Annotated in this window: 13 protein-coding genes and 1 pseudogene; 9 read left to right on the top strand and 5 right to left on the bottom strand. The window is 57.7% G+C overall.

What is annotated here, in order from left to right:
- Positions 1-87: 87 nt before the first annotated feature.
- From LDB26_RS04065 to LDB26_RS04055, 3 genes are all read left to right on the top strand, one after another.
- Positions 88-243, top strand: a complete 156-nt coding sequence (locus LDB26_RS04065; RefSeq protein ID WP_257540501.1) for a hypothetical protein — start codon at positions 88-90, stop codon at positions 241-243.
- A gap of 72 nt (positions 244-315) precedes the next feature.
- Entirely contained in the window at positions 316-447 is a 132-nt protein-coding gene (locus LDB26_RS04060) for a hypothetical protein (protein ID WP_257540499.1), read from the top strand.
- Positions 444-1,649, top strand: coding sequence for a cytochrome P450 (locus LDB26_RS04055; protein ID WP_257540496.1), 1,206 nt, complete (start codon positions 444-446; stop codon positions 1,647-1,649). The genes LDB26_RS04060 and LDB26_RS04055 overlap by 4 nt, the downstream gene beginning before the upstream one ends.
- A 156-nt stretch (positions 1,650-1,805) precedes the next feature.
- Here LDB26_RS04055 and LDB26_RS04050 read toward each other — a convergent pair whose 3' ends face one another.
- The 4 genes from LDB26_RS04050 to LDB26_RS04035 form a co-directional block, all read right to left on the bottom strand.
- Positions 1,806-3,974 carry a PKD domain-containing protein gene (locus LDB26_RS04050; protein WP_257540494.1) on the bottom strand — a complete coding sequence of 723 codons (2,169 nt, stop codon included), beginning with the start codon at positions 3,972-3,974 and terminating at the stop codon, positions 1,806-1,808.
- A 98-nt stretch (positions 3,975-4,072) separates the two neighbouring features.
- Complete coding sequence (locus tag LDB26_RS04045) at positions 4,073-5,743, bottom strand: tannase/feruloyl esterase family alpha/beta hydrolase (protein ID WP_257540492.1); 1,671 nt, start codon at positions 5,741-5,743, stop codon at positions 4,073-4,075.
- A 49-nt stretch (positions 5,744-5,792) separates the two neighbouring features.
- Positions 5,793-7,889, bottom strand: a complete 2,097-nt coding sequence (locus LDB26_RS04040) for a PKD domain-containing protein (RefSeq protein WP_257540490.1) — start codon at positions 7,887-7,889, stop codon at positions 5,793-5,795.
- 114 nt (positions 7,890-8,003) lie between these two features.
- Positions 8,004-9,455, bottom strand: a complete 1,452-nt coding sequence (locus LDB26_RS04035; protein ID WP_257540488.1) for a TonB-dependent receptor — start codon at positions 9,453-9,455, stop codon at positions 8,004-8,006.
- Positions 9,456-9,511: 56 nt separating this feature from the next.
- Between LDB26_RS04035 and LDB26_RS04025 the strand changes: the two are divergent.
- Positions 9,512-10,293, top strand: a pseudogene (locus LDB26_RS04025) (IS5 family transposase).
- Here LDB26_RS04025 and LDB26_RS04020 read toward each other — a convergent pair.
- On the bottom strand, positions 10,280-11,392 hold the full coding sequence (locus tag LDB26_RS04020; protein WP_257540484.1) for a TonB-dependent receptor: 1,113 nt from the start codon (positions 11,390-11,392) through the stop codon (positions 10,280-10,282). The pseudogene LDB26_RS04025 and the gene LDB26_RS04020 sit on opposite strands and share 14 nt — an antisense overlap.
- A 635-nt stretch (positions 11,393-12,027) precedes the next feature.
- Here LDB26_RS04020 and LDB26_RS04015 point away from each other — a divergent pair.
- From LDB26_RS04015 to LDB26_RS03995, 5 genes are all read left to right on the top strand, one after another.
- Positions 12,028-13,278, top strand: coding sequence for a GntR family transcriptional regulator (locus LDB26_RS04015; protein WP_257540482.1), 1,251 nt, complete (start codon positions 12,028-12,030; stop codon positions 13,276-13,278).
- Positions 13,279-13,502: 224 nt separating this feature from the next.
- The gene (locus LDB26_RS04010) at positions 13,503-14,606 is read left to right on the top strand and encodes a phosphotransferase (RefSeq protein WP_062064279.1); all 1,104 of its coding nucleotides are present in this window, start codon (positions 13,503-13,505) and stop codon (positions 14,604-14,606) included.
- A gap of 8 nt (positions 14,607-14,614) precedes the next feature.
- On the top strand, positions 14,615-15,610 hold the full coding sequence (locus LDB26_RS04005) for a zinc-dependent alcohol dehydrogenase family protein (RefSeq protein WP_082635158.1): 996 nt from the start codon (positions 14,615-14,617) through the stop codon (positions 15,608-15,610).
- Positions 15,611-15,777: 167 nt separating this feature from the next.
- Positions 15,778-16,692 carry an AraC family transcriptional regulator gene (locus LDB26_RS04000; RefSeq protein WP_257540480.1) on the top strand — a complete coding sequence of 305 codons (915 nt, stop codon included), beginning with the start codon at positions 15,778-15,780 and terminating at the stop codon, positions 16,690-16,692.
- A gap of 502 nt (positions 16,693-17,194) precedes the next feature.
- Positions 17,195-19,750, top strand: coding sequence for a TonB-dependent receptor (locus tag LDB26_RS03995; RefSeq protein WP_257540478.1), 2,556 nt, complete (start codon positions 17,195-17,197; stop codon positions 19,748-19,750).
- Positions 19,751-19,956: the final 206 nt, after the last annotated feature.

Raw genomic sequence — 19,956 nt, 5'->3', positions numbered from 1 at the left:
TTCGCGAAGGGCTTGAAGACAAGACGATCGTCTTACCGACCTGTCAAAAGAAAGGGATGCACCAGGTTGGCCGATTGGCGGTATAATTTGGCCGATAATCGTCAAACAGGGGGCAACAATCCGATCGAAGAAATATTGAAGGCGCCTTTGCATTTTGCAATGATCCTTAATGCTGCCAAAACCTATCGCGGCCAGGCCCGCAAGGTGACGCGCAGCGCTTCCCACCTTGCCGTTGAGGTATGATGGTTGCATTGAATGCGGCACGCCGCGCATGTTTCAACGAGCGCGCGACCGATGGAGCGATGAGGAAAGAGCATGAAGTTTGTATGGATTGGGCAAAAGCTGGCGGGTTTGCCAACAGCGGAGACTGCCGTCACGGGCCACGCGCCCGCATTGATCGACAACATCCTGTCCGCTGGGTATTCCCGACTGGCGGCTGACGCATGAGCCAGCTTCCTGACAATGTCCCCGCCGATCTTGCGATGACGTTTCCGCTCACACCGCGGACGGCGACGACGATCAATCCCTATACGGACATCATTCCCCGGCTTCACGAAGGGCCGCCGATTTTCTGGGGAACGGATGTGTTTCCGGGCCGACAGGGCGGATGGGTCGTTCGCCGCGCCGAAGACCTGCGAAAAATCTACGCCGACACCGAGAATTTCCACAAGCGGGGCAATACGGGCTTTGCGGCCGGCATCGGCGAGAGTTGGGATATCATCCCCACCGAGCTTGACCCGCCGCGCCACACGGGGTTCCGCAATGCGCTCAATCCTGTCTTTTCACCCAAGCGCATGGGGGAGTTGGACGGCAAGGTGCGGCTGCGCGCGCGCGAATATATTGACCGCTTCAAGGACAAGGGCAGCTGCGATTTCGTCAAGGATTTCGCGGTTCCGTTCCCCGTATCGATCTTCCTCGACTTGCTGGGATTGCCGCAGGAGGAGATGCAGCAGTTTCTCGACTGGGAATTTTCCCTCCTGCACACCGACGACATGGAAGATCGCGTTCAGGGCACGCGCGCGGTCAAAGCCTATCTGCTCAATGCGATCGATGAGCGGCGCCGGACCCCGGGCGATGACCTGATCAGCATCGCGCTTCAACTGGAAGTTGACGGCCGCAAATGGTCGCCGGAGGAAGTGTTCGGCCACTGTTTCAATCTATATCTGGGTGGACTGGATACAGTATCGGCCAATATCGGCCTGCATTTCTTCCATCTCGCAACCAATCCGGCACATCAGAACCAACTACGCGAGAACCCAGCGGGCGCGACTCTCGCGATCGAAGAATTGCTGCGGGCCTACGCTGCAGTCACCACCTTCCGCATCTGCACGCACGATATCGACCTGTATGGCGTGAATATCCGCGCCGGCGACAGGGTGGCGATGTCGACGCCGCTGGGATCAAACGACCCTGAAGCGTTCGAGGCGCCGACAGAAGTCCGCTTCGACCGTCGTCCATCCCATCTGACCTTTGGTTACGGCCCGCACCGTTGCTTGGGCGCCCATCTTGCACGTCGGGAACTGCAAATCGCGATGCAGGAAATGCTCGCCGCACTGCCCGAATTCTCCGTGGAATCGGGCTTCGAGGTACCCTTTTACCTCAGCAACATCATCCATGTGGACAGCCTTCCCCTCATCTGGAACCGATAAGGGGACCGAACGCCATTTGCATGGTATACGACCAACCGGATACCGACCAAGAGCCTGCCGGCGAAACTCGGCTGCCTCATTCATTATAGAGAAGATTGTGACCCGGATGCGGCGAATGACTATCGCCGCTCCGGGCATGACCGAAGACGGAAACCGTCAACTGACCACCACGCGCGCGGAGGCGACGTTCGAAACGCGACGAAACTTCGCATTGACCTCGCCTTCACGGTGCGATTCTACCAGTGCCGTAACGAAATAGGTGCCCGGCCTATCGAAGCTGTGGCTCGTACTGAGCATGAGCGCGGTGCGTGTGCCATCCACGACTTCCTCGCGGGGATAGCTTCCCGTTCCATCGAAATCCCATTTCACACCGATGATCTTCCCGGTTCCCTCAGGCACTTCGGCCTTCACGATCAAGGCGACGCTTTCCCCTACGCGCACATCCGCGCGCACTCCGCCATCGGCGGTGACTGACACGACCGGCTGGATTCCACCGCGCTCCCTCGCTGTCGGCGGCAGCGTTATCTGACCATCAACCAGCGAAAAATTGCTATCGATCGGCTCGATGTCATTTTCCACCCAATCGACGAGATCCAACAAGCACTGTTCAATCACCGGCTGATAGTCGATCAGCCAGGTGGTGTTGGCGCGGCCCGGCGCAGACGCCGCCATATGAGGCGGGACATGTTCGGCATTCTCGGTCCAGCGCAGCCGGAACTTCTTTCGCGCCTCGACCGCGCCATATTCACGCTCGACATTATTCTTCATGCCGACGCCCTGCACCGGCCAGAGAGACGCATCGTGGGTGTGATGGACCCACATCATTTTACCCTCGAACCGACCTGTGTGTAACACGCCCATGAAAGGTGACGCCTCCGGCTGCCGATATTGCTTGTAAATCGGTTTGCCACCGATCCGCAGCGCGTCCCATTCGACATGGTTCATGATGTGGTGGCGATAATAATAGCAATAAGCGAGAAAGGCGCGGTTATCGAGTTGGACCTCATCACCTGCCTGAACCCCTTTGAAGCGCAGATTCTGCGCCTCGCCAGCGCCCGCTCCAAGCCAGACAGTGCGGACGCCGGACATATAATAAAGCTGCCGGCCATTCGCCTTGCCACTCAGGAATTTGATACCGGCCCCCTGTGGATAGCCGCCCGGATCCTGCTCCAGTTCGACTGCCATCGGCACGTCCCACATATTCTCCATGCCCGCGAACACGCTGGCCAGCGCGACGACGCGGGCATATTCGGGCGCGCGAAATTCCGCTTCCTCAGCGAGTTGACGTGCAAAAAGAGGGCGTTTGATTCGGGTCTTGAGGTTTATGATGTCCTTGCGAACCAGATCCGGCTGATCGTGGCCGACATGGCCGGGTTCAGTCCAGAAGGACTTGAAATAGGGATCCTCGGCCTCCAGCCGCTCGGCCATAGAGGCCCACAACCAGGCTTGCCCCATGGGCTGCATAATCATGAACTCGTCGCCGCGCGGATAACCAAGGCGATATAGCGTCGCCAGTTCTTCTGCCTGATGCGTGTCCAAACCTGCGAAGGGATTCCCACTGCCGCCCGGTTGCATCGCATCGATGACATCGAGGAGCTTCGCACCCAGCACGCGTTGCACGTTAAACATGGATGAAAAGTTTGGCGTGCCCGTGCGAAGCCGACGCATGTCGCCATGCTCGCCGTCCATGGCATCGCCCATATAGGGGAGAGCGGCGTCCCATGTACCCTCCCCATAGGCGAGGCACAGCGGCGACCGGCGCGCGCCACCGCTGCCGCCATAAACATAAGCGTGATGCGGAGCCTCGCCATAAATCTGCCTGGCCACATATTTAGAAAAGCGTGCAGATTCCGCCGCAGCGCGAAAACCGTAGATCGTCGGGTCCGGTCCAGCCTTCGGGTCTTCGACATCCCCGATATGGCCCATATTGGATTCCACGCAGTAACCACCTAGCCGAAACGTCATCTCCAGGCCGCCTGTGATCGGCCCGAGGGGACCGGCATTCACATTCTCATGCCCGGCGTTCGCGCCTTCGAGAGGCTGAAAAAGACGCCCTCGGTAATGCTCAGTAGACGGAAAGCAATATGTGAAGCGCGTATCCGTCCCTTCGAAGCCGCCGTGGATATAGCGATAGGGAGTCCCCTCCCCCCGTTGCTCATCCGCATCGATAAAAGGTCGACCAAAGAACGCGTCAGTCACCTTGTAGCCATCAAGTTCGATCGGCTTGGCGCTGAGGCTAGCGGCGGGCTGCGCTAACAGTGATCCCGTAGCAGCCAAGCCAGCTATGCCTACGCCGCCGGCGATCACTTCTCTGCGTTCCATCATGTGGCGTTCCTATCCCGAATATGCGGCCTGTTCTGTATGTCCGCTCCGCCAGCGGTCCCCTATTCACCCACCGGCGGAGCGGACGACTGCACCGGCCGCTACTTGCGCGGCTTGCAGGTCCAGTTTTCGCTTTCGCTCTCGCCGCCAGGCTTGCCGTTGAAAGTGGCGACCGTCGGATCGGGGCAGAGCAGGAAGTCGCGCGGCGTGCCCGTCGACGGCGGCACGATGACCCCTGAAACAGTGCCCGTCTTGGGATCGGCGAAGGCCATCTTCGCTCGGTCACCGCGATGAGTCACGATGCTGGCCGGCGCCTTCTTGTTCTCCACCCAGTCGATCAGCGATGCCAGCATGGCGTCGGGTGCATCCTGCGGGCCAGTTCCGCTGCCGCAATGGGCCATACCAGGCACCTGATAAAAGCGAGCGAAGGCGTCGAGCATGCTCGGTCCCCCGACGGCTTTTCCGACAGCATTGTAATAGCTGCGTAGATCCTGGACGAGGCAACAGGGGTCGCTTTCCCCATTCCAGAAGATGATCTTGCCACCCTGCTTCTGAAAAGCCGAGATATCAGGAGAATAACGCGTGTAACCCAGGCGGTCGCCAGCCGCCCACCAAGCATCGAGATCGGACTGCTTGTTGAAATCAAACTGCTTGATCGCCTGATAGTCCTTACCGAAATAGGCCTGGGCCAGCGAATTTCCCATAAGATAGCCGATCGGCAATGCTTTCATCTGGTCGAACGTCATCTTGTTGGTATCGACATTCAGATCCCATGGCGGCGGCCCGCCGATGAAACCGGACCATACACTGATATTGCTGATCGGCAGGCCATCCTTGATCTGCTGCCCATTGGGGCCACGAGGCCCGCGCAGCAACGCCTCTACCGTGCGCCGTTCTGGTGCGGTCAGACAGTCGGCGCCGTCGCCGGCCTTACACTCGAACTGCTTCATGTCGACCTTGCAGGCCTTGTTATCGGCTATGATGCCATCCTCAGCCCCATCCAGGCCATCGCAGATCGCCGTAACCTTCTTGTCAAGCATCCCAAGCTTGGCAGGCGACACCCATGCGCCGGGTTCGCGCAACATCTGCTGCCCCATGTAAATGAAGGCCAGCATCGTTTCAGAGCCGAAGGTCGGGCCGATGCCGGGTGCACCGAGAAGGATACCGTCATAGTCGCCGGGATGATGGGCCAAAGCCTCCATGCCCATGCGTCCGCCGCCCGAACAGCCCGAATGATAGCGCCAGATCTTCTCCCGCCCATAATATTTGCGCGTAATCTGTTGCGTCGCAGCGGCGGTCACATGGCCGCCGCGATGAATATAGTCGATGGCCTGGGCCGGGTTTTCACCAATGAAGCGCCAGTTGGCACGGTTCTGCTGACCCGTATCCGTGCCAGCAACCGCGAAACCCTTGATCAGCGGATTGCCCGCCGGAACCTGCGAATCCGTGGGGACGAAGCCCGCAGTGGCCCCCATGCCGATGAAATAATAGCGCCCATTCCAACCTGTATCGGGCAATTGCAGGCGGAAGTTTACGCGGTTCGGTCCAGGGTTCGTGGTCGTCACATAGCCGTCGACGCGGCAATGAGGCACCGGCGCAGCCGTCGGGACCGCCGAGGTAATCGTCGCGTCCGGCGTCGTCATCGCCTGGATGGTGGCGACGCTGCACTGTCCGGCTCCTGTCTGAGTCAGAGCCGGGCCCGCCAGCAGGCTGGCTCCCGCCGCTATCAGACATTTGAATGCAACCGCATCGCGTCTTGAAAAGCGCATCATATCGATCTTCCTCGCAAGGTGAGAAGGGAAGGATGAGGGGAACGGGCCATCAGGACACCACTATGCGGGCTGCGGCGAGATTTTCGACCTGGCGCGCCGCAGTCGGATCGCCTTCCCGATTCAATCGAACACGGGCGACAGCGAAATAGGTGCCTGGCTGGTCGTAGGCGTGGGTCATCGACAGGGAGAGTTTGGTCTCCCCCTGCATGATCGGCTGCTCGATGGCGAAACGGCCGGAATTATCGAAGTCCCACTGGATCTGCGTGATCGTGCCTGCGCCCGGCGGTGCTTCCGCGTCGAGTTGGATCGTGACGGGCTGCCCTGCCGCCACTTCCGTCCGCGCGCCGCCATTGACAGTGACCCCCGCGACCGGCTGTGTCCCGCCGCGTTCGGCGGCGGTGGGGGGCAGGCTGACCTTGCCGTCCACCATGGTGAAATTGGTCTCCGCAGGCGGGATCCCTTTCTCAACCCAGGCGGCGAGATCAGCGAGGCCTTGCTCAACACTTGGCAGGTAGTCGATCAACCACGTATTTGTGGCGCGCGCCGGATGGGTTGGCAACAACAGCGGCGTGACATGCTCCGCATTTTCGGTCCATTGCAGACGGAAACATTCGCGTGCCTTTTCATGACCTTGCGCCGCTTCGACTGCCTGCTTGTAGATGATCCCCTGCGGTGGCCAGAGCGACGCGTCGTGCGTATGATGTATCCAGAGCAGCTTGCCTTCATAGCGGCCGGAATAGGGGACACCCATCAGCGGCGAGGCTAGCGGCACATCATGCTGAGGATAGATCGGCACGCCATCGAGACGCAGGAAATCGTTCAGCGCATCGCTCGACAGATGATGCCGATAATAATAGCAAAAAGCGAGGAACGCATGATTGTCGACATGTATCTGGTCGCCCGGTTTCACACCGGTGAACCGGATAAGGTTTGCATCCCCATGCCCGTCGCAGAACAACAGGTTCCCGACGAAACCCGTGCAATAGAGCTGCCGTCCAGCAGCATCGCCATTGGTGATGCGGACCCCCGCGCCCAGCCGGTAGCCCGGCGGGAGGTCAGCCAACTCGATCGCAATGGGCAGGTCCCAATTGCCGCTACCCGATGCGCTCAAGGTCATCCGCGCGCGCATCTCTGCATATTCGGGCGCAGCAAATGCATCCGTCGTGAGGTCGCGCGGCGTGACGACCCGGACTATCGTGCAGTGCTGGTCGATCAGGTCTTCCTGCACATGCTGGGGCTCATCGAAGCCCAGATAGCCTGGCTTAGTCCAGAAATTTCGGAAATAGTCGCCATCCTCGGCGATCAACATGTCGGCAATCGAAGACCAGAGCCAAATCTGCCCCATGGGCTTGGCGATCATGAACTCGTCACCACGAGGATAGCCAAGGCGGTAGAGGTTCGCCAATTCTTCCCGTTCGTGGGCGGAAAGGCCTCCGAATGGATTACCGCTTCCACCGGGCTGCATGGCGTCGATCACCCGATCAAGCTTATCGCCTTCCAACAGCCTCTGGACATTGAACATCGCGCCGAAATGCACTGGCTGTTCGCTGCGGACACGCGCAGTCGTACCATATTCGGCGATGTCGCCGCCGCCCATGAACGGCAACGCACCATCATAAACACCGGCCCCATATTCCAGATGGAGGGGTGATCGCCGTCCTCCCCCGCTACCGCCCCAGACATAGCTATAAGCGGGCTCACGACCATAAACCTGCTTGCAGACATGCTTCGAAAAACGCGCTGCCTCAACACCAGCGCGATGGCCATAAAGAGTCGGGTCATCACCCGCACGCCGGTCGATATCATCACCGATATGACCGCAATTCGATTCCACCATATAACCGCCGAGCCGGGCAATCATGGGAAGGCCACCCAGCAACTGCCCCATCATCCCGGCAAAAGCTTCTTCATGTCCGGCATGGGCACCTTCGATCGGATGATACATCCGCCCCTCCCACGCTTCGATAGCCGGGAAATAGAAAGTAAAACGCGTATCCGTGTTCTCAAAGCCGCCGTGGATATTGCGGTGCGGGTAGGGCTGCTCACGCCATTCGTCGCGATCGATATAGGGCCTGCCGAAATAGGCGTCTGCGACTGCGTAACCGTCCGGGTTGATTGCTGATGCCGTCAGTGCTTCCGTTGCCATTAGCCCATTGTCTCCCGAGTTGCTTATCGCGCTTCACGTCCTATCATGTCGCCCGATCCGTAAATGTGGCTTGTCCACAGGGCAGACGCCGCCGCGCGACGCCTGCCCGGTTCATCAGTTAAATTGCATGCGAAGTTGCAAGCCATAGGTCCGGGGCTCGTTGTAGGTCGCCTGGCTTGCCCCGAGTGAAGTCAGCGTGTTGCCATAGCCAACATAGTGCGTGTGGTCGGTAATGTTGCGAATGAAAAAAGCCAAATCCAGTGGCGATCCACCGATTTTATTCCAGTCCAGACGCGAATCTGCCATAGCATATCCGCTCTGAAAACCCAATTGCTTTGGATCTTGTAGAACGGAATCATCAAATAGTGTCCTCGACTGATAGTATATATTGGTAGATATAGCGATCTCGCCTATAGATTCATCAACCGGCAATACATAACGACCGCCAAACGATATTTGATGCTTAGGAACCCCGACATAAGGCGTCTGAATATTTGGCGTGCATACGCCGAGAGTATTGGTCGTGCAACCGGGATATTTAGTATATCGGGCATCGGTGTAGGCGTAGTTGATGAAGGCAGACAAGTGTCGGCTGAACTGGAAATTACCTTCCAGTTCGACGCCACCGATCTTCGCCTCCGCAATATTATTCGTCTGCGTTGTTACACCGCCGCCCAGCGAAACCGGCAACGCAATCGTCTCTGCCCGCTGAACATTACTGTACCAGCTCTGATAAGCCGCCAAGTTGATACGGCCGCGCACGCCACCCAGCAGCCAATCCCATTTAACACCGCCTTCGACATCCTTCAGTGTTTCAGGGTCAAAAGTCGGGCGTACACCGGGAATGCCAGCGCTGGCCGCCGTGCCATTGACGCCACCCGGCTTAAAGCCTTTGCGTGTTGTCACATAGACGAGCAAGTCATTGTTGGCCTTATAATCCAGCGTAAACGTGTAGCTCGACGCCTTTTCCCTGAAATCCTGGATTGAACTGATCGTACCGGGCTGCAATCCAGTTGGCGAAGGCGTAAAATTCCGGAAAACCTGATAGGTTGAATCTTTGGTCAAGCGGTAACCGGCTGTCAAATGTAGCCCATCGAGCATCAAGTCCGACAGGTCTGCTGTGAACTGTCCATAATAGCCCATCTCCTTGCGCTTGCTGTACGTAGTGGTCGTGGGGAATATGAAGTTAAGGCTGTCCAATGGAACCGTCAGGGCGTTGTTGAAAGTCTGGAATATGGGCGGCATGCCAACATTGTTGTTTGATGCCTGAGCCAGAAAATAGCCCAATATCCAACTGTGCTTGCCATCTATATCTCCGAGGACCTGAAATTCCTCAGTGAAATTTCGATGAAATGGAGATTTCTGAGCCTGATCTGACACAGATATTTCTTGTGGCATCCCGATGAGATCATATTGATTGATAACGACGCCATGATTTTTCGAGTTTGTCCCGAATTCTCGGATGACGTTATTTTCTAATACTCGAAACATCGACCCGATATTCTTAAATGTCACATCCCCGATGACCGGCACCTCGCCGATATTGACACTAGGCTGTGTTGACAAAAGGGATTCCCATTTGCCCCGAGTTCTGATTCAAGAGCGCTTTTTGAGGAGCAGTCATGGGTCGTGGGGACTTGTCGGATGCGGAATGGGAGTTGATCGGGCCGCTGCTACCGCCTGAGCGTGGTCGCTGGGCGCGTCCTGCTGGCGATAACCGGCGCTTCCTCAATGGCATGCTCCACGTGCTGCGAGTCGGCTGCCCCTGGCGCGACATGCACGAGCGATACGGCAAGTGGAACTCGGTCTATGTCCGGTTCCGGCGCTGGGCCGAACAGGGTGTCTGGGATGCGCTGCTGCAAACACTGGTCGATCTGGGTCTAACCGACGACTGGCAGCACATGATCGACAGCACCAGCGTTCGCGGCCATGTCTCGGCAGCGGGCGGAAAAGGGGGGCTTGTGCGAACGCTCTTGGTCGATCACGCGGCGGCTTTACGAGCAAAATCCACGCCCGCTGCGACAATCAAGGACTGCCTCTCGGCTTCATCCTGACCGGCGGGGAGGCTTCCGATTACACCGCTGCCGAGCCGCTGATGGAGATCCCCGTCGCCGCGCCCAAGGCGCTGCTGGCGGACAAAGGCTATGACGGTGATCGCTTCCGGGAAAGCCTGCTGATCCGGGGCATCCTGCCCATCATCCCGCCCCGCTCAAACCGCAAGGTGCCCGACCATCCCGACTATCGCCGCTACCGGGACCGCAATCGCGTCGAGCGCATGTTCGGAAAGCTCAAGCAACAGCGCCGAATCGCCACCCGCTACGACAAGACCATCCTATCCTTCGAGAGTTTCCTCAACCTCGCCGCCACTCGCCTATGGCTGAAGTCTTTTGTCAACACAGCCTAGTGGTATTCGTGATCTGCTGGGTCTTGAAATTCTGATAATCCCGTCGAGACGTCAGATTCCGGCGCTTTGAGCCACCGGCTGCAAGTCGCGCCTGTTCAGCCTTAAGCTCCGCAACCAGATCCGCGATCCTGCCGGTTCGCGTCGCGATGCACCCCGGCACGGCGGTCGGCGCGGATATGCTAGCACAAAGGCCCGCCACCGCGAAATAGCCGACGCCTACGCCGGGCGTCGTGTTGAATAGGGCAAAGTTCGGATTGAAATCCGTAAAAACTCCGCCGACGGATGCTTCGTCCGCTTCAAACTGCTGCAGCATGAAATAGCTTTCCAGCCATTCGGTCGGTGTCAAATTGATACCTAGACGAAATGTTTCACGATGCTTCTGATCGAGCTTCTGGCCAGTGCTCTGGCTGACGGTAAAACCATCGCGGCGGGCAATGTCAAATGCGAAACGCACTGCGATCTTGCCCTCGATTATCGGGATATCAACGGCGCCCTGAAACTCTCGCAAATTATAGTTGCCCACTTGAACATCGAGATAACCGCCGAATTCGTCCTTGGGCTTTTGCGGACTGAACAATACGGCGCCGCCGGTACTGCTCTTGCCAAACAGCGTCCCTTGGGGCCCTTTCAACACCTGCACTGACGCCATATCGAAGATCATCAGATTGGCAGCAGCGCTTTGCAGATTGGGATTGAGGCTGCCAAGCGGCACTTCGTTGAAATAGACGAGCACCCCCGGATTGCCCGAGAACGTGTTGCCCTGCCCGCGAATAAAGTAGTCGGGCGTCTCACGCGTGGCGCCCCCGACGCGGACGTTCAGGCCCGGCACGGACATAGTGAGGTCATAGGGATCATTGACCGCCTTTTCGCGCAACTGTTCCGGCGTGATCGCAGTAATCGATACGGGCACATTTTGCAGCGCTTCCTCACGCCGGCGGGCAGTGACGACGATGTCTGAAAAAGCTTCAGACGCCGCCCGATCGCTTCCCACCTGAGGCACACGCGGCGAAGCCGATTGCGCGGCAGCAACGGCCGGCATGAGCCAGCAAATCCCTCCAAGCGCGGCCATCCGTGCCGCGGACGAGTGCAGTAATTTCATCCCAAGCCCCTCCCCTGTTCGACATGATCGCACATTTGCGAACCGTCATTTTATTGCGCGCGGTGTATCGACACGACCCCTCCGAGAATCGCAGGACACAAACCCATGCTATTTTATCCCGGAATGATTTGATTATTATGGATAATATACAGCTATTTCAAATCACTCACGAGAAAATCTTATAAATTATGCTCCAATTTTTTGAATTTTACTTATATATCTGGAACAAAAATATTCTCAACCGATCCTTCGATCAAACGGGATTTGGATGTCGTCGATCATCAATCCATAGCAATGGATTTTGTCGGTTAGAATTGCCGCGTGAATTGACCGCCTATTTATCAATTCCTATCTTCCGGCGATTTCCGCAGGCAATACATGTTGCAGCGCATTATGTCGCTTTGTCAGATCGCGAAAAATCCAAATTAAATTAGCATTAACATAGATAGTGCCTGGCATAATAGAATATTGCGCCGCATCAATTTCCCACCTGACACGGGCCAACCTTAGAATTCCGCTCCTGTTTGCTGGCATTTCTCCGTCAGACTCAATAGGCTGGGTCCATCTTGCGCGGTTCAATGCGGAGGCAAGAAAAGGAGAGAGCAAAAACATCTCCGAAGAAAGAGAGGATGCCCATGGAGATTCGATTCGACTGGCCCAAAATATATGATTCCGTGCTGTTCGAAACGGCGACGCGCGAGAAGTTCGCACAGGTAATCGCACGGCGCATCGAACAGGCAATCGACGAAGATGGCGTAACACCGGGCGAATCCCTGGGAACGTCACCGGGTCTGTGCGACCAATTCGGCATCGGCAAGGAAACGCTGCTCGAAGCGACACGTCTGCTGGAGGATCGCGGCATTGCCCGCATGCGACGCGGAGCGAAGGGCGGCCTGATCGCCCTGGGACAACCGATCCATGATGCTTCTTCGCTGCTCCAGCGCTACCTCCCCGGCGCAGGCATCACGGTTGATCAAATTGTCGAAGCGCGCCGGGCCATCGAACTGCTGCAGATACATGACTATCACGTCGGCCAAGGCCGAAGCGCAGACTTCGAAAGCCTTTTCCAAAGCCTGTTGCTTGACGGCCAGTCTGCGGTCAGCAAGGCTCTACCCTTGGGGCCCTGGGCCGACGCGGCAGTTCATCCTTGCTTGAAGCCCTTTGTCACAGCGCTCGATGCGCTTCTGGCGGCGAACGATGCTCCCGAGACGCCCGGCTGCGCCCGGGATCAGGGCCTGGTTGGTCTTTCGGCCGAATTCCTGGCTGGCGAAGTAGCGCGATTGCGTCGCATGGGAATCAAGAAGTTGGGCAGCGAACAGCAATTAGCCGAACGCATCGGCGTCAGCCGGCAGGTTCTGCGGCAGGCGATGCGATTGCTGGAGGATCGAGGCTTGCTTACCTGCCGCCGGGGCCGCAGCAACGGAATCGTCACAGCAGCGGCGCATCCGGCCAATATCGTCCGCAGCCTAAGCGATGCCTTCGCAAGGCAGCGTCTGGCCGACGACGATTTTCGGCACATATTGGCGACGCTTGATCGCATCAATCGCAGCCTGTTTGCATCAAAGGCCGACGTTTCGCGCTTCGACGCGCTACAGCATATGATCAAACGCAAGGATTGGCGCAATCCGGCTACCCATATCCGGCGCATGCATATCGAATGGCCCGTGATCAACAATCCGGCCCTCAGCTTGCTGGAACAGGCCTTATCCGCTTATCGCGCGCGCCGTGCCGGATTGAAGATCTTTGTCGGGATCAGCGACATCGATTTATTGCAGCAGAAGGCGCTCGAGCATGTCGACTTCATGCGCGGCCGCAATCTCTTGGCCGCCGACCGGCATTATATGGAAATGCACGGCCAGATCGCCATACTGCTCGGCGGACATTGAGGTCGACATGGATGGTTTGCCCGGTGCATAGATCGGTGCTCAGAACGTAAAGACGGTCATAATGGACCGGTCTCAAATGCTGGCTCCGATCCGGCAAGTGGTAGGCGAGTGCGAAACATTTGTTGAGATGGACGCCTTTTCCTGTCGATCGGATAACGGCAAGGACACGATGCGGCCCGAGAGATCGCGCGCAATGACTGAAATTGCAAGGAGAGAGGGAAACCGTGGCATCCTTTGAAAAATCCCGCGGCGAACCGCGCCGGACCGAACGCCTGCCCCTCTCATTCGACGCCATTACCCCGGCATGGCTGACCGAGCTGTTGCGGCATCAATATCCAGGTACAGTCATTAGCGATATGCACCTGCTCAGTGAGATCAAGGGCCACACCAGCAAGGCACGCTATGCCATCGATCGCAATCAGGCCGCGCTGGATGCGGGATTGCCCGATCAGATCTGCCTTAAGGCCAACCTGACCGGCGATCCGCTCAGCAGCAATGCCTGCGTCAATGAAGCACGCTTTTACGGGTTGTTTAGCGGCACGCTCGACCTGCCGGCACCGCGCTGCTTCCTTGCCGACTGGGATGATGATGCGGAAGGCCAGCAGGGGCTGGTCATCCTTGAGGATCTGGTGCCATTGGGCGGCGAATTCGGCACGTCGGGACAAAGCCTGACGCACGATGCCATGGCCAGCGCATTGACGGAAATGGCTCGGCTCCATGGTATGACATGGGCCCTGCCCGATCTTGATCGTCAGCGATGGCTTCTGACAGGGACCACGCCGGCAACCGCAGGCGACGACTATTGGACGTTAATGCGCGACTATGTTGCGCGGCACAATGAAAAGCCGGAACATCTCGCGGTTCTTCCCGCCTGGGCCAGTGCTGACCCGCAACGGCTTCATAAGGCCTATAGGCAATTATGCGAAAGGGAAGCTGGCGACCACAGCCCCCTTTGCCTCGTTCATGGGGACGCGCATATCGGCAACAGTTATCTGCGTCCCGACGGAGCGAGGATGTGGTTCGACTGGCAAATCGTGCGTAAGGCGCGTCCTTGGCGGGATGTCGCCTATTTCATGGTCGGTTCGCTTGGCATCGATCAGCGCCGGGCATCAGAGCGCGCGCTCATCCGCCATTATTGCGATGAAATGTCGGGCCACGGCGTCAGGCTGGATTTCGATACGGCCTGGGACGATTACCGGCGCTGGATTCTATGGGGACTGATAGCCTGGCATCTCAATATCAACCCCAACGAGGATACGGTCGCCAGCCTTGACCGCTTCGGCACGGCAGCGAAGGATCTGGATACCGGATCTTTCTACGGCTTCTAACGGAAGGAATGCCGATCATGGCACAGGTAATACGCTTCCACGAGACAGGCGGCCCGGAGGTTTTGCAGATTGAGCGGATCGATGTCAGGCCGCCGCACCAAGGCGAGGTCCGTATTCGCGTCGAAGCCGTGGGACTCAACCGATCGGATTCGATCTACTATCATGGTCAGCATCCGGTAATTCCATGCCTGCCATCCTTATTGGGTCAGGAAGCGGCAGGTAGGATCGAGAGCATTGGTGCCGGTGTGACCGGGCTGGCTGTTGGCGACGCCGCAAGCGTCATCCCCCGTATGGCACCGGAGTTCGGAACGATGGGATCTTTGATCGTCGTTCCGGCTCGCTATGTGATCAGGCATCCCGAAAATCTGAGCATGATCGAAGCAGCCGCCCTCTGGGCGCCATTCCTGACAGCACATGGATGCCTGTTCGGGGCGGGGAATGTGAAGCGAGGCGAGCATGTCGTCATCACCGCCGCATCGAGCAGCGTGGGCCTGGCAGCGATCCAGTTCGTCAATCTGGCGGGCGCCATCCCGATTGCCGTGACACGCAATCGAAGTAAGGCTGACCAACTACGGACGGCAGGCGCTCGCCATGTGATCGTAGCTGGAGAGGAAGAAATCGGCACCGCGATCCGGCGGTTGACGAACGGCAAGGGAGCCGAACTCGTGATCGACGCAGTTGCCGGGGCTGGCATAAACGATCTTGCCGCGGCCATAGCCTTTCAGGGACGTTATGTCCTGTATGGCATATTGAGCAGAGAACCGACGCCCCTGCCCGTGGCGGCGCTGTTCGCGAACCATCTAACGATCCGAACATCGGTGCTGGACCCGTCCATCATCGACCTGAGCGGGGCGATCGCCGACATCGTAAAAGCTGTCGAAGAAGGTGGCATAAGGCCCAACATTGATAAGGTCTTTGAACTCGCCGACATCGTGGACAGCTTTCGCTACCTGGAATCAAATGAGCAGTTCGGCAAAATCGTTCTGAGAATGCCAGCGCCATAAAGAACTAGAAAGAGGCACAGCTTCGGGGGCAAGTCACGATCAGCACCGGCGGCATCGGCAGGAAGCATCAAAATGGGGATCACTGATCACCAATCTTCATCGACGAGCTTACAAGCCAGTCGGCGATATTTCGCGCAGGACGCGATGCGCGAACTACGCTATGCGGAATGCAGATCAAAGACAGCAGGTGCACAGAGGGCAAGATGTTCCGACCGGAGAGCGACTGGACTAAACAGGAGAGATTCGGCGTAACGGATTTTAACATCGAAGCCACGGCCAGCATCCTGGACACACGGGTCGACATTCGGCATTTCAACTGGGCACTGCCCAGCAGCGGGCCATTCAGTCCCGAGAAGCACTATCTCGATTATTCTTTGGACCGGCAACCCCGGCGAAGCCTCATCACAATGGGTCGGAACGACAGGCGCGCGTTGAGTGGGGACGTGCTTTATCTGCCACCTCACCGGCCATATATCGGTCAGCCTGCCTTGCAGGAACGACACCTCGTTTGCGTCGCAATGGGCGAAGCTTTTTTGGAAAACATATTCGATGGCCAGCGCCCTATGCAAAAGCTCGATCCCTGCGCGGATATCCAGAATGTCGTGATGCGCCGCTTGTTCGAGGGGATTGCAATCGAATTGCGATCACCGGGCTTCGCCAGCAAGACCATAATCGAATCCATGCTCATGAACCTGGCCGTCGAACTGGTGAGGCATGTTGGGTCGGAGGAAACGCGCAGCCCCGCCTCTCGATGCACGCGCCAGGTGCGACATATCTCTGACTATATAATGGGTAATCTGTCGGGACCATTGGGCGTCGCCGACATCGCGCGGGGCTGCAACATGAGCGTTCGCCACGTGTCGCGCGTATTCAAGGAAGCTACCGGTATTAGCTTGGGCGATTTCGTTGCGCGCAGCCGTATCGCGATGGCCAAGGAAATGCTGCGCTCCGAGGACACCCGGATAAAGGAAATCAGTTGGCGTTGCGGATTCAGCAGCACGTCGGCTTTCTCGGCAGCATTCCGCACCGCAACCGGACAAACGCCGAAGGAATTCCGTCAACCTCCGGCCAGCATGCACTGATAGTAAACAAACGAAAATCAACCATCAGCCCAAACCGACATCATAGACAGGTAACGAAACGAACTAAGGTTCGCTTATCGGGCTTGCGGTAGATTGTTTCCTACATACCTGCGGCATCACGATCAAAATTCTTGAAATTCAGTCAAGCAGTCATTCTAGAAGAATATACCACTGTTTACTTGCCCATACTCAATGTTGTTTCCCGTCTGCGTCGATCCGGTACGCCCCCATCTTTCATACACTTAGTATGTCGACCAGCATTGCGACAGGTGATTGAGGGCGTTGTCGATGGCACCCTCAAGTCTCACCTTATTTTAGAGAGTCGCCGAAGAAATTGCCATTTTTGGTACAAATTAAGCGACATGTGCATTATCTGCTTGGGTTGCAATAATTTCTCGCTGTGCTACGTTCGACTTGTTTGATTTGATCTGCCTCGCAGTTAGCGCAATCACAGATCGAATTGAATGAAAGCTGCAATAAAGCAGCGATGGGGGAGAATGACATGAACAGGCAGTTGCTTGCTGCATTTCTGCGCGCATCCGTTACTTCGACAGCACTTATCACAGCGGGCCATGCCTATGGCCAGAGCGGACAGGCCGCTCCTGAGGGCACAACATCCGCTGGAAGTGAGCAACGCCCAGCGGCTCGACAGGCACGAACCGCCTCTGAAAGCGGATCGCTCGACGATATCGTAGTGACTGCCCGCCGCGTCGGTGAAAATCAGCAGACGGTGCCGGTCGCAGTGACCGCCCTCTCCAGCGCACTGCTGCAAGAGCGGCAGGTTTCGCAAGTGACCGATCTTGCCCGCACGGCACCAAGCCTCAGCATCGGCACCGGTGGCACAGGTCCGTCCACTATCGTCTATCTCGCCATTCGCGGTCAGGCGCAGAACAGCCCGAATTCCTTTTCCGACGCGGCAGTCGGCATCTATATCGACGGCGTTTATGTCGCCCGGCCAATAGTAGGCAATCTCGGCTTTCTAGACCCTGGCTCGGCCGAAGTGCTGCGTGGTCCGCAGGGAACGTTGTTCGGTCGCAACACGACGGGCGGCGCGCTTAACCTGACCTCGGCGCAACCAACCGACACTTTGAGTGGCTATGTAAAGGCCGGCTATGGGGATTATGACGCGGTCAATATCGAGGGCGTGTTAAACGCGCCTCTCAGCGACGAGGTCGCGGTGCGTTTCGCCGGTCGCTATGATCGCCATGACGGCTATTTCCCCAATCCCGCGCTCGGCTACGCCAATGGCGGCGTGAAGGGCGAATATTATGGCCGCGGATCGCTGAAATGGGAATCGAAGGCGCTCCCCATAACCTTGAACCTGATCGGCGACTATATGCATTACCGGGACACCGGAAACGCTACAGCGGTCGCCGCGATCAATCCTACAGGTCCGCTCGCCAGCTTCTACGGTATCTCGCAGGGTGTTCGGTCGGGTGCGATCCCTGGAGACACGCCGATCCCACTTTCGCCGACCTTTTCGGTGCCGGCATCTACCTTCACCAACTTCTCTCAGGGACCGATCGGCCCCGTTACTCAATATCTCAATCCGGAATTTGCCACTGACGCCCAGAAAGCGACGCTGCTCGCCAAGAACTGGAAATATAATTTCGGCGCCCCCTCCACCGGTGAACGCCGGATCGATGAACTGGGTAATTTCAACGAGGCCTGGTCGGCAACCGCCAATCTGGCTATCGATCTCGACGCGGTAACCATAAAGTCGATCACCGGCTATCGCTGGTCGAACACCAGCAGCAACCTGGACCTGACTGGCACCAACACCGGCGTGGGCGCCTTCATCAGCCAATACCGTCAACATCAGTTCAGCGAGGAACTCCAGATCTCCGGCGATGTCGGTAAGCTGCAGTATATTCTCGGGGGCATATATTTCCGCGAGTCAGGCACGGAACTTTCCGATTCCGCCATTTTCTACAACACCCCGGTCGCCACCGGCGGCGACCACACGCTCGGCGATTTCGAAAGTACGTCCAAGGGGCTGTTCGCGCAGGTGAACTATAATTTCACCGACGAATTGCGGGTGACTGGCGGCATCCGCTATACATGGGATACGCGCTACATCAATCGCCGTGGCACGACGCCTCGCCTGTCCGCCACGCCGAACTGCCAAGCTGGTCCGAACGCCGGCCTGCCGGTTCCAGCTGGGGGGTGCCAGAACCCGGAAACGGCGCGCTTCTCTTATCCGGCATGGACAGCCGGCGTCGATTACAAGCTGTCGCCAGACATTTTTATCTACGCGAAGACCAGTGGCGCTTCCAATTCCGGCGGCTTCAACTCACGTCCTGTGCCACCGCCTTATTCCAGCTCCTTCAAGCCCGAAGACGTGCGTGACATCGAAGCCGGCTTCAAGGGCGAGTTCATGAACCGGCGCATCCGCACCAACCTGGCCTTTTTCCACGCCTGGCAATCCAACGTGCAGCGGATCATCAACACGACCTTCGTCGACAGCGGCGGAGCGACCCGCCTGACCCAGTTCGTCAGCAACGCTGGCAAGGCCCGCACCTACGGCGTCGAGTTCGAAGGCACTGTGCTGCCGTGGGAGGGCATGGATCTGTCAGGCAGCTTTGCCTATCTGCATGCATCCTATGTGAAGGGTAGCCGGTTCGAGACCCAATTGGTAAGCGGGTCCGCCGTCCAGGTCGATCGGTCCGGAGAACCCATTACGCAGGCGCCGAAGTGGACGGCGAATCTCAGCGCGACACAGACGATAATGATGGATTCAGGCAAGCTAAAGTTGCACGCCGACTATGCTTATGTCTCGTCGCGCTACTTCGACTACTTCACCACCGGCGATCCAGCCGCGCAGGCGGCGGTAGCCATTGCCAACGAGGCGTCGCGCATCCGCGGCTATGGCCTCGTGAATGCACAGGTCAGTTACACGTTCAACCAACCCCAGCTGGAGCTGGCATTCTGGATGAAGAATGTGACCGATCAACCCTATTTCACCAATGTCTTCAACAGCTACACCGGCCTTGGTGCCACGGTGCAATTCCAGGGTATGCCACGCACTTTCGGCGGTTCCGTCTCGTTCAGTTTCTGATCGAACGCTTAGAAAAAGAAGGAAAGGGGCGGTCGCGTTACGGCCGCCCCTTTCCGCGCACTATGGCCATCGCCATTAGAGAGAAAGAATGGGATGGTCTGTTTCATAGCCGGGACTGTTGATGCCGGATCAGGCGCTCTTGCGGACGGCGGCTGATATTAGTGGGGTACTCGGCCGCCAACCCGCATGGGATGAGCTTCGTTGCC

The sequence above is a fragment of the Sphingobium sp. CFD-1 genome, assembly GCF_024611115.1.
Classification (GTDB): domain Bacteria; phylum Pseudomonadota; class Alphaproteobacteria; order Sphingomonadales; family Sphingomonadaceae; genus Sphingobium; species Sphingobium baderi_A.
The sequence above is the reverse complement of the archived record's forward strand: the minus strand, read 5'-3'. Positions and strand labels throughout refer to the sequence as shown.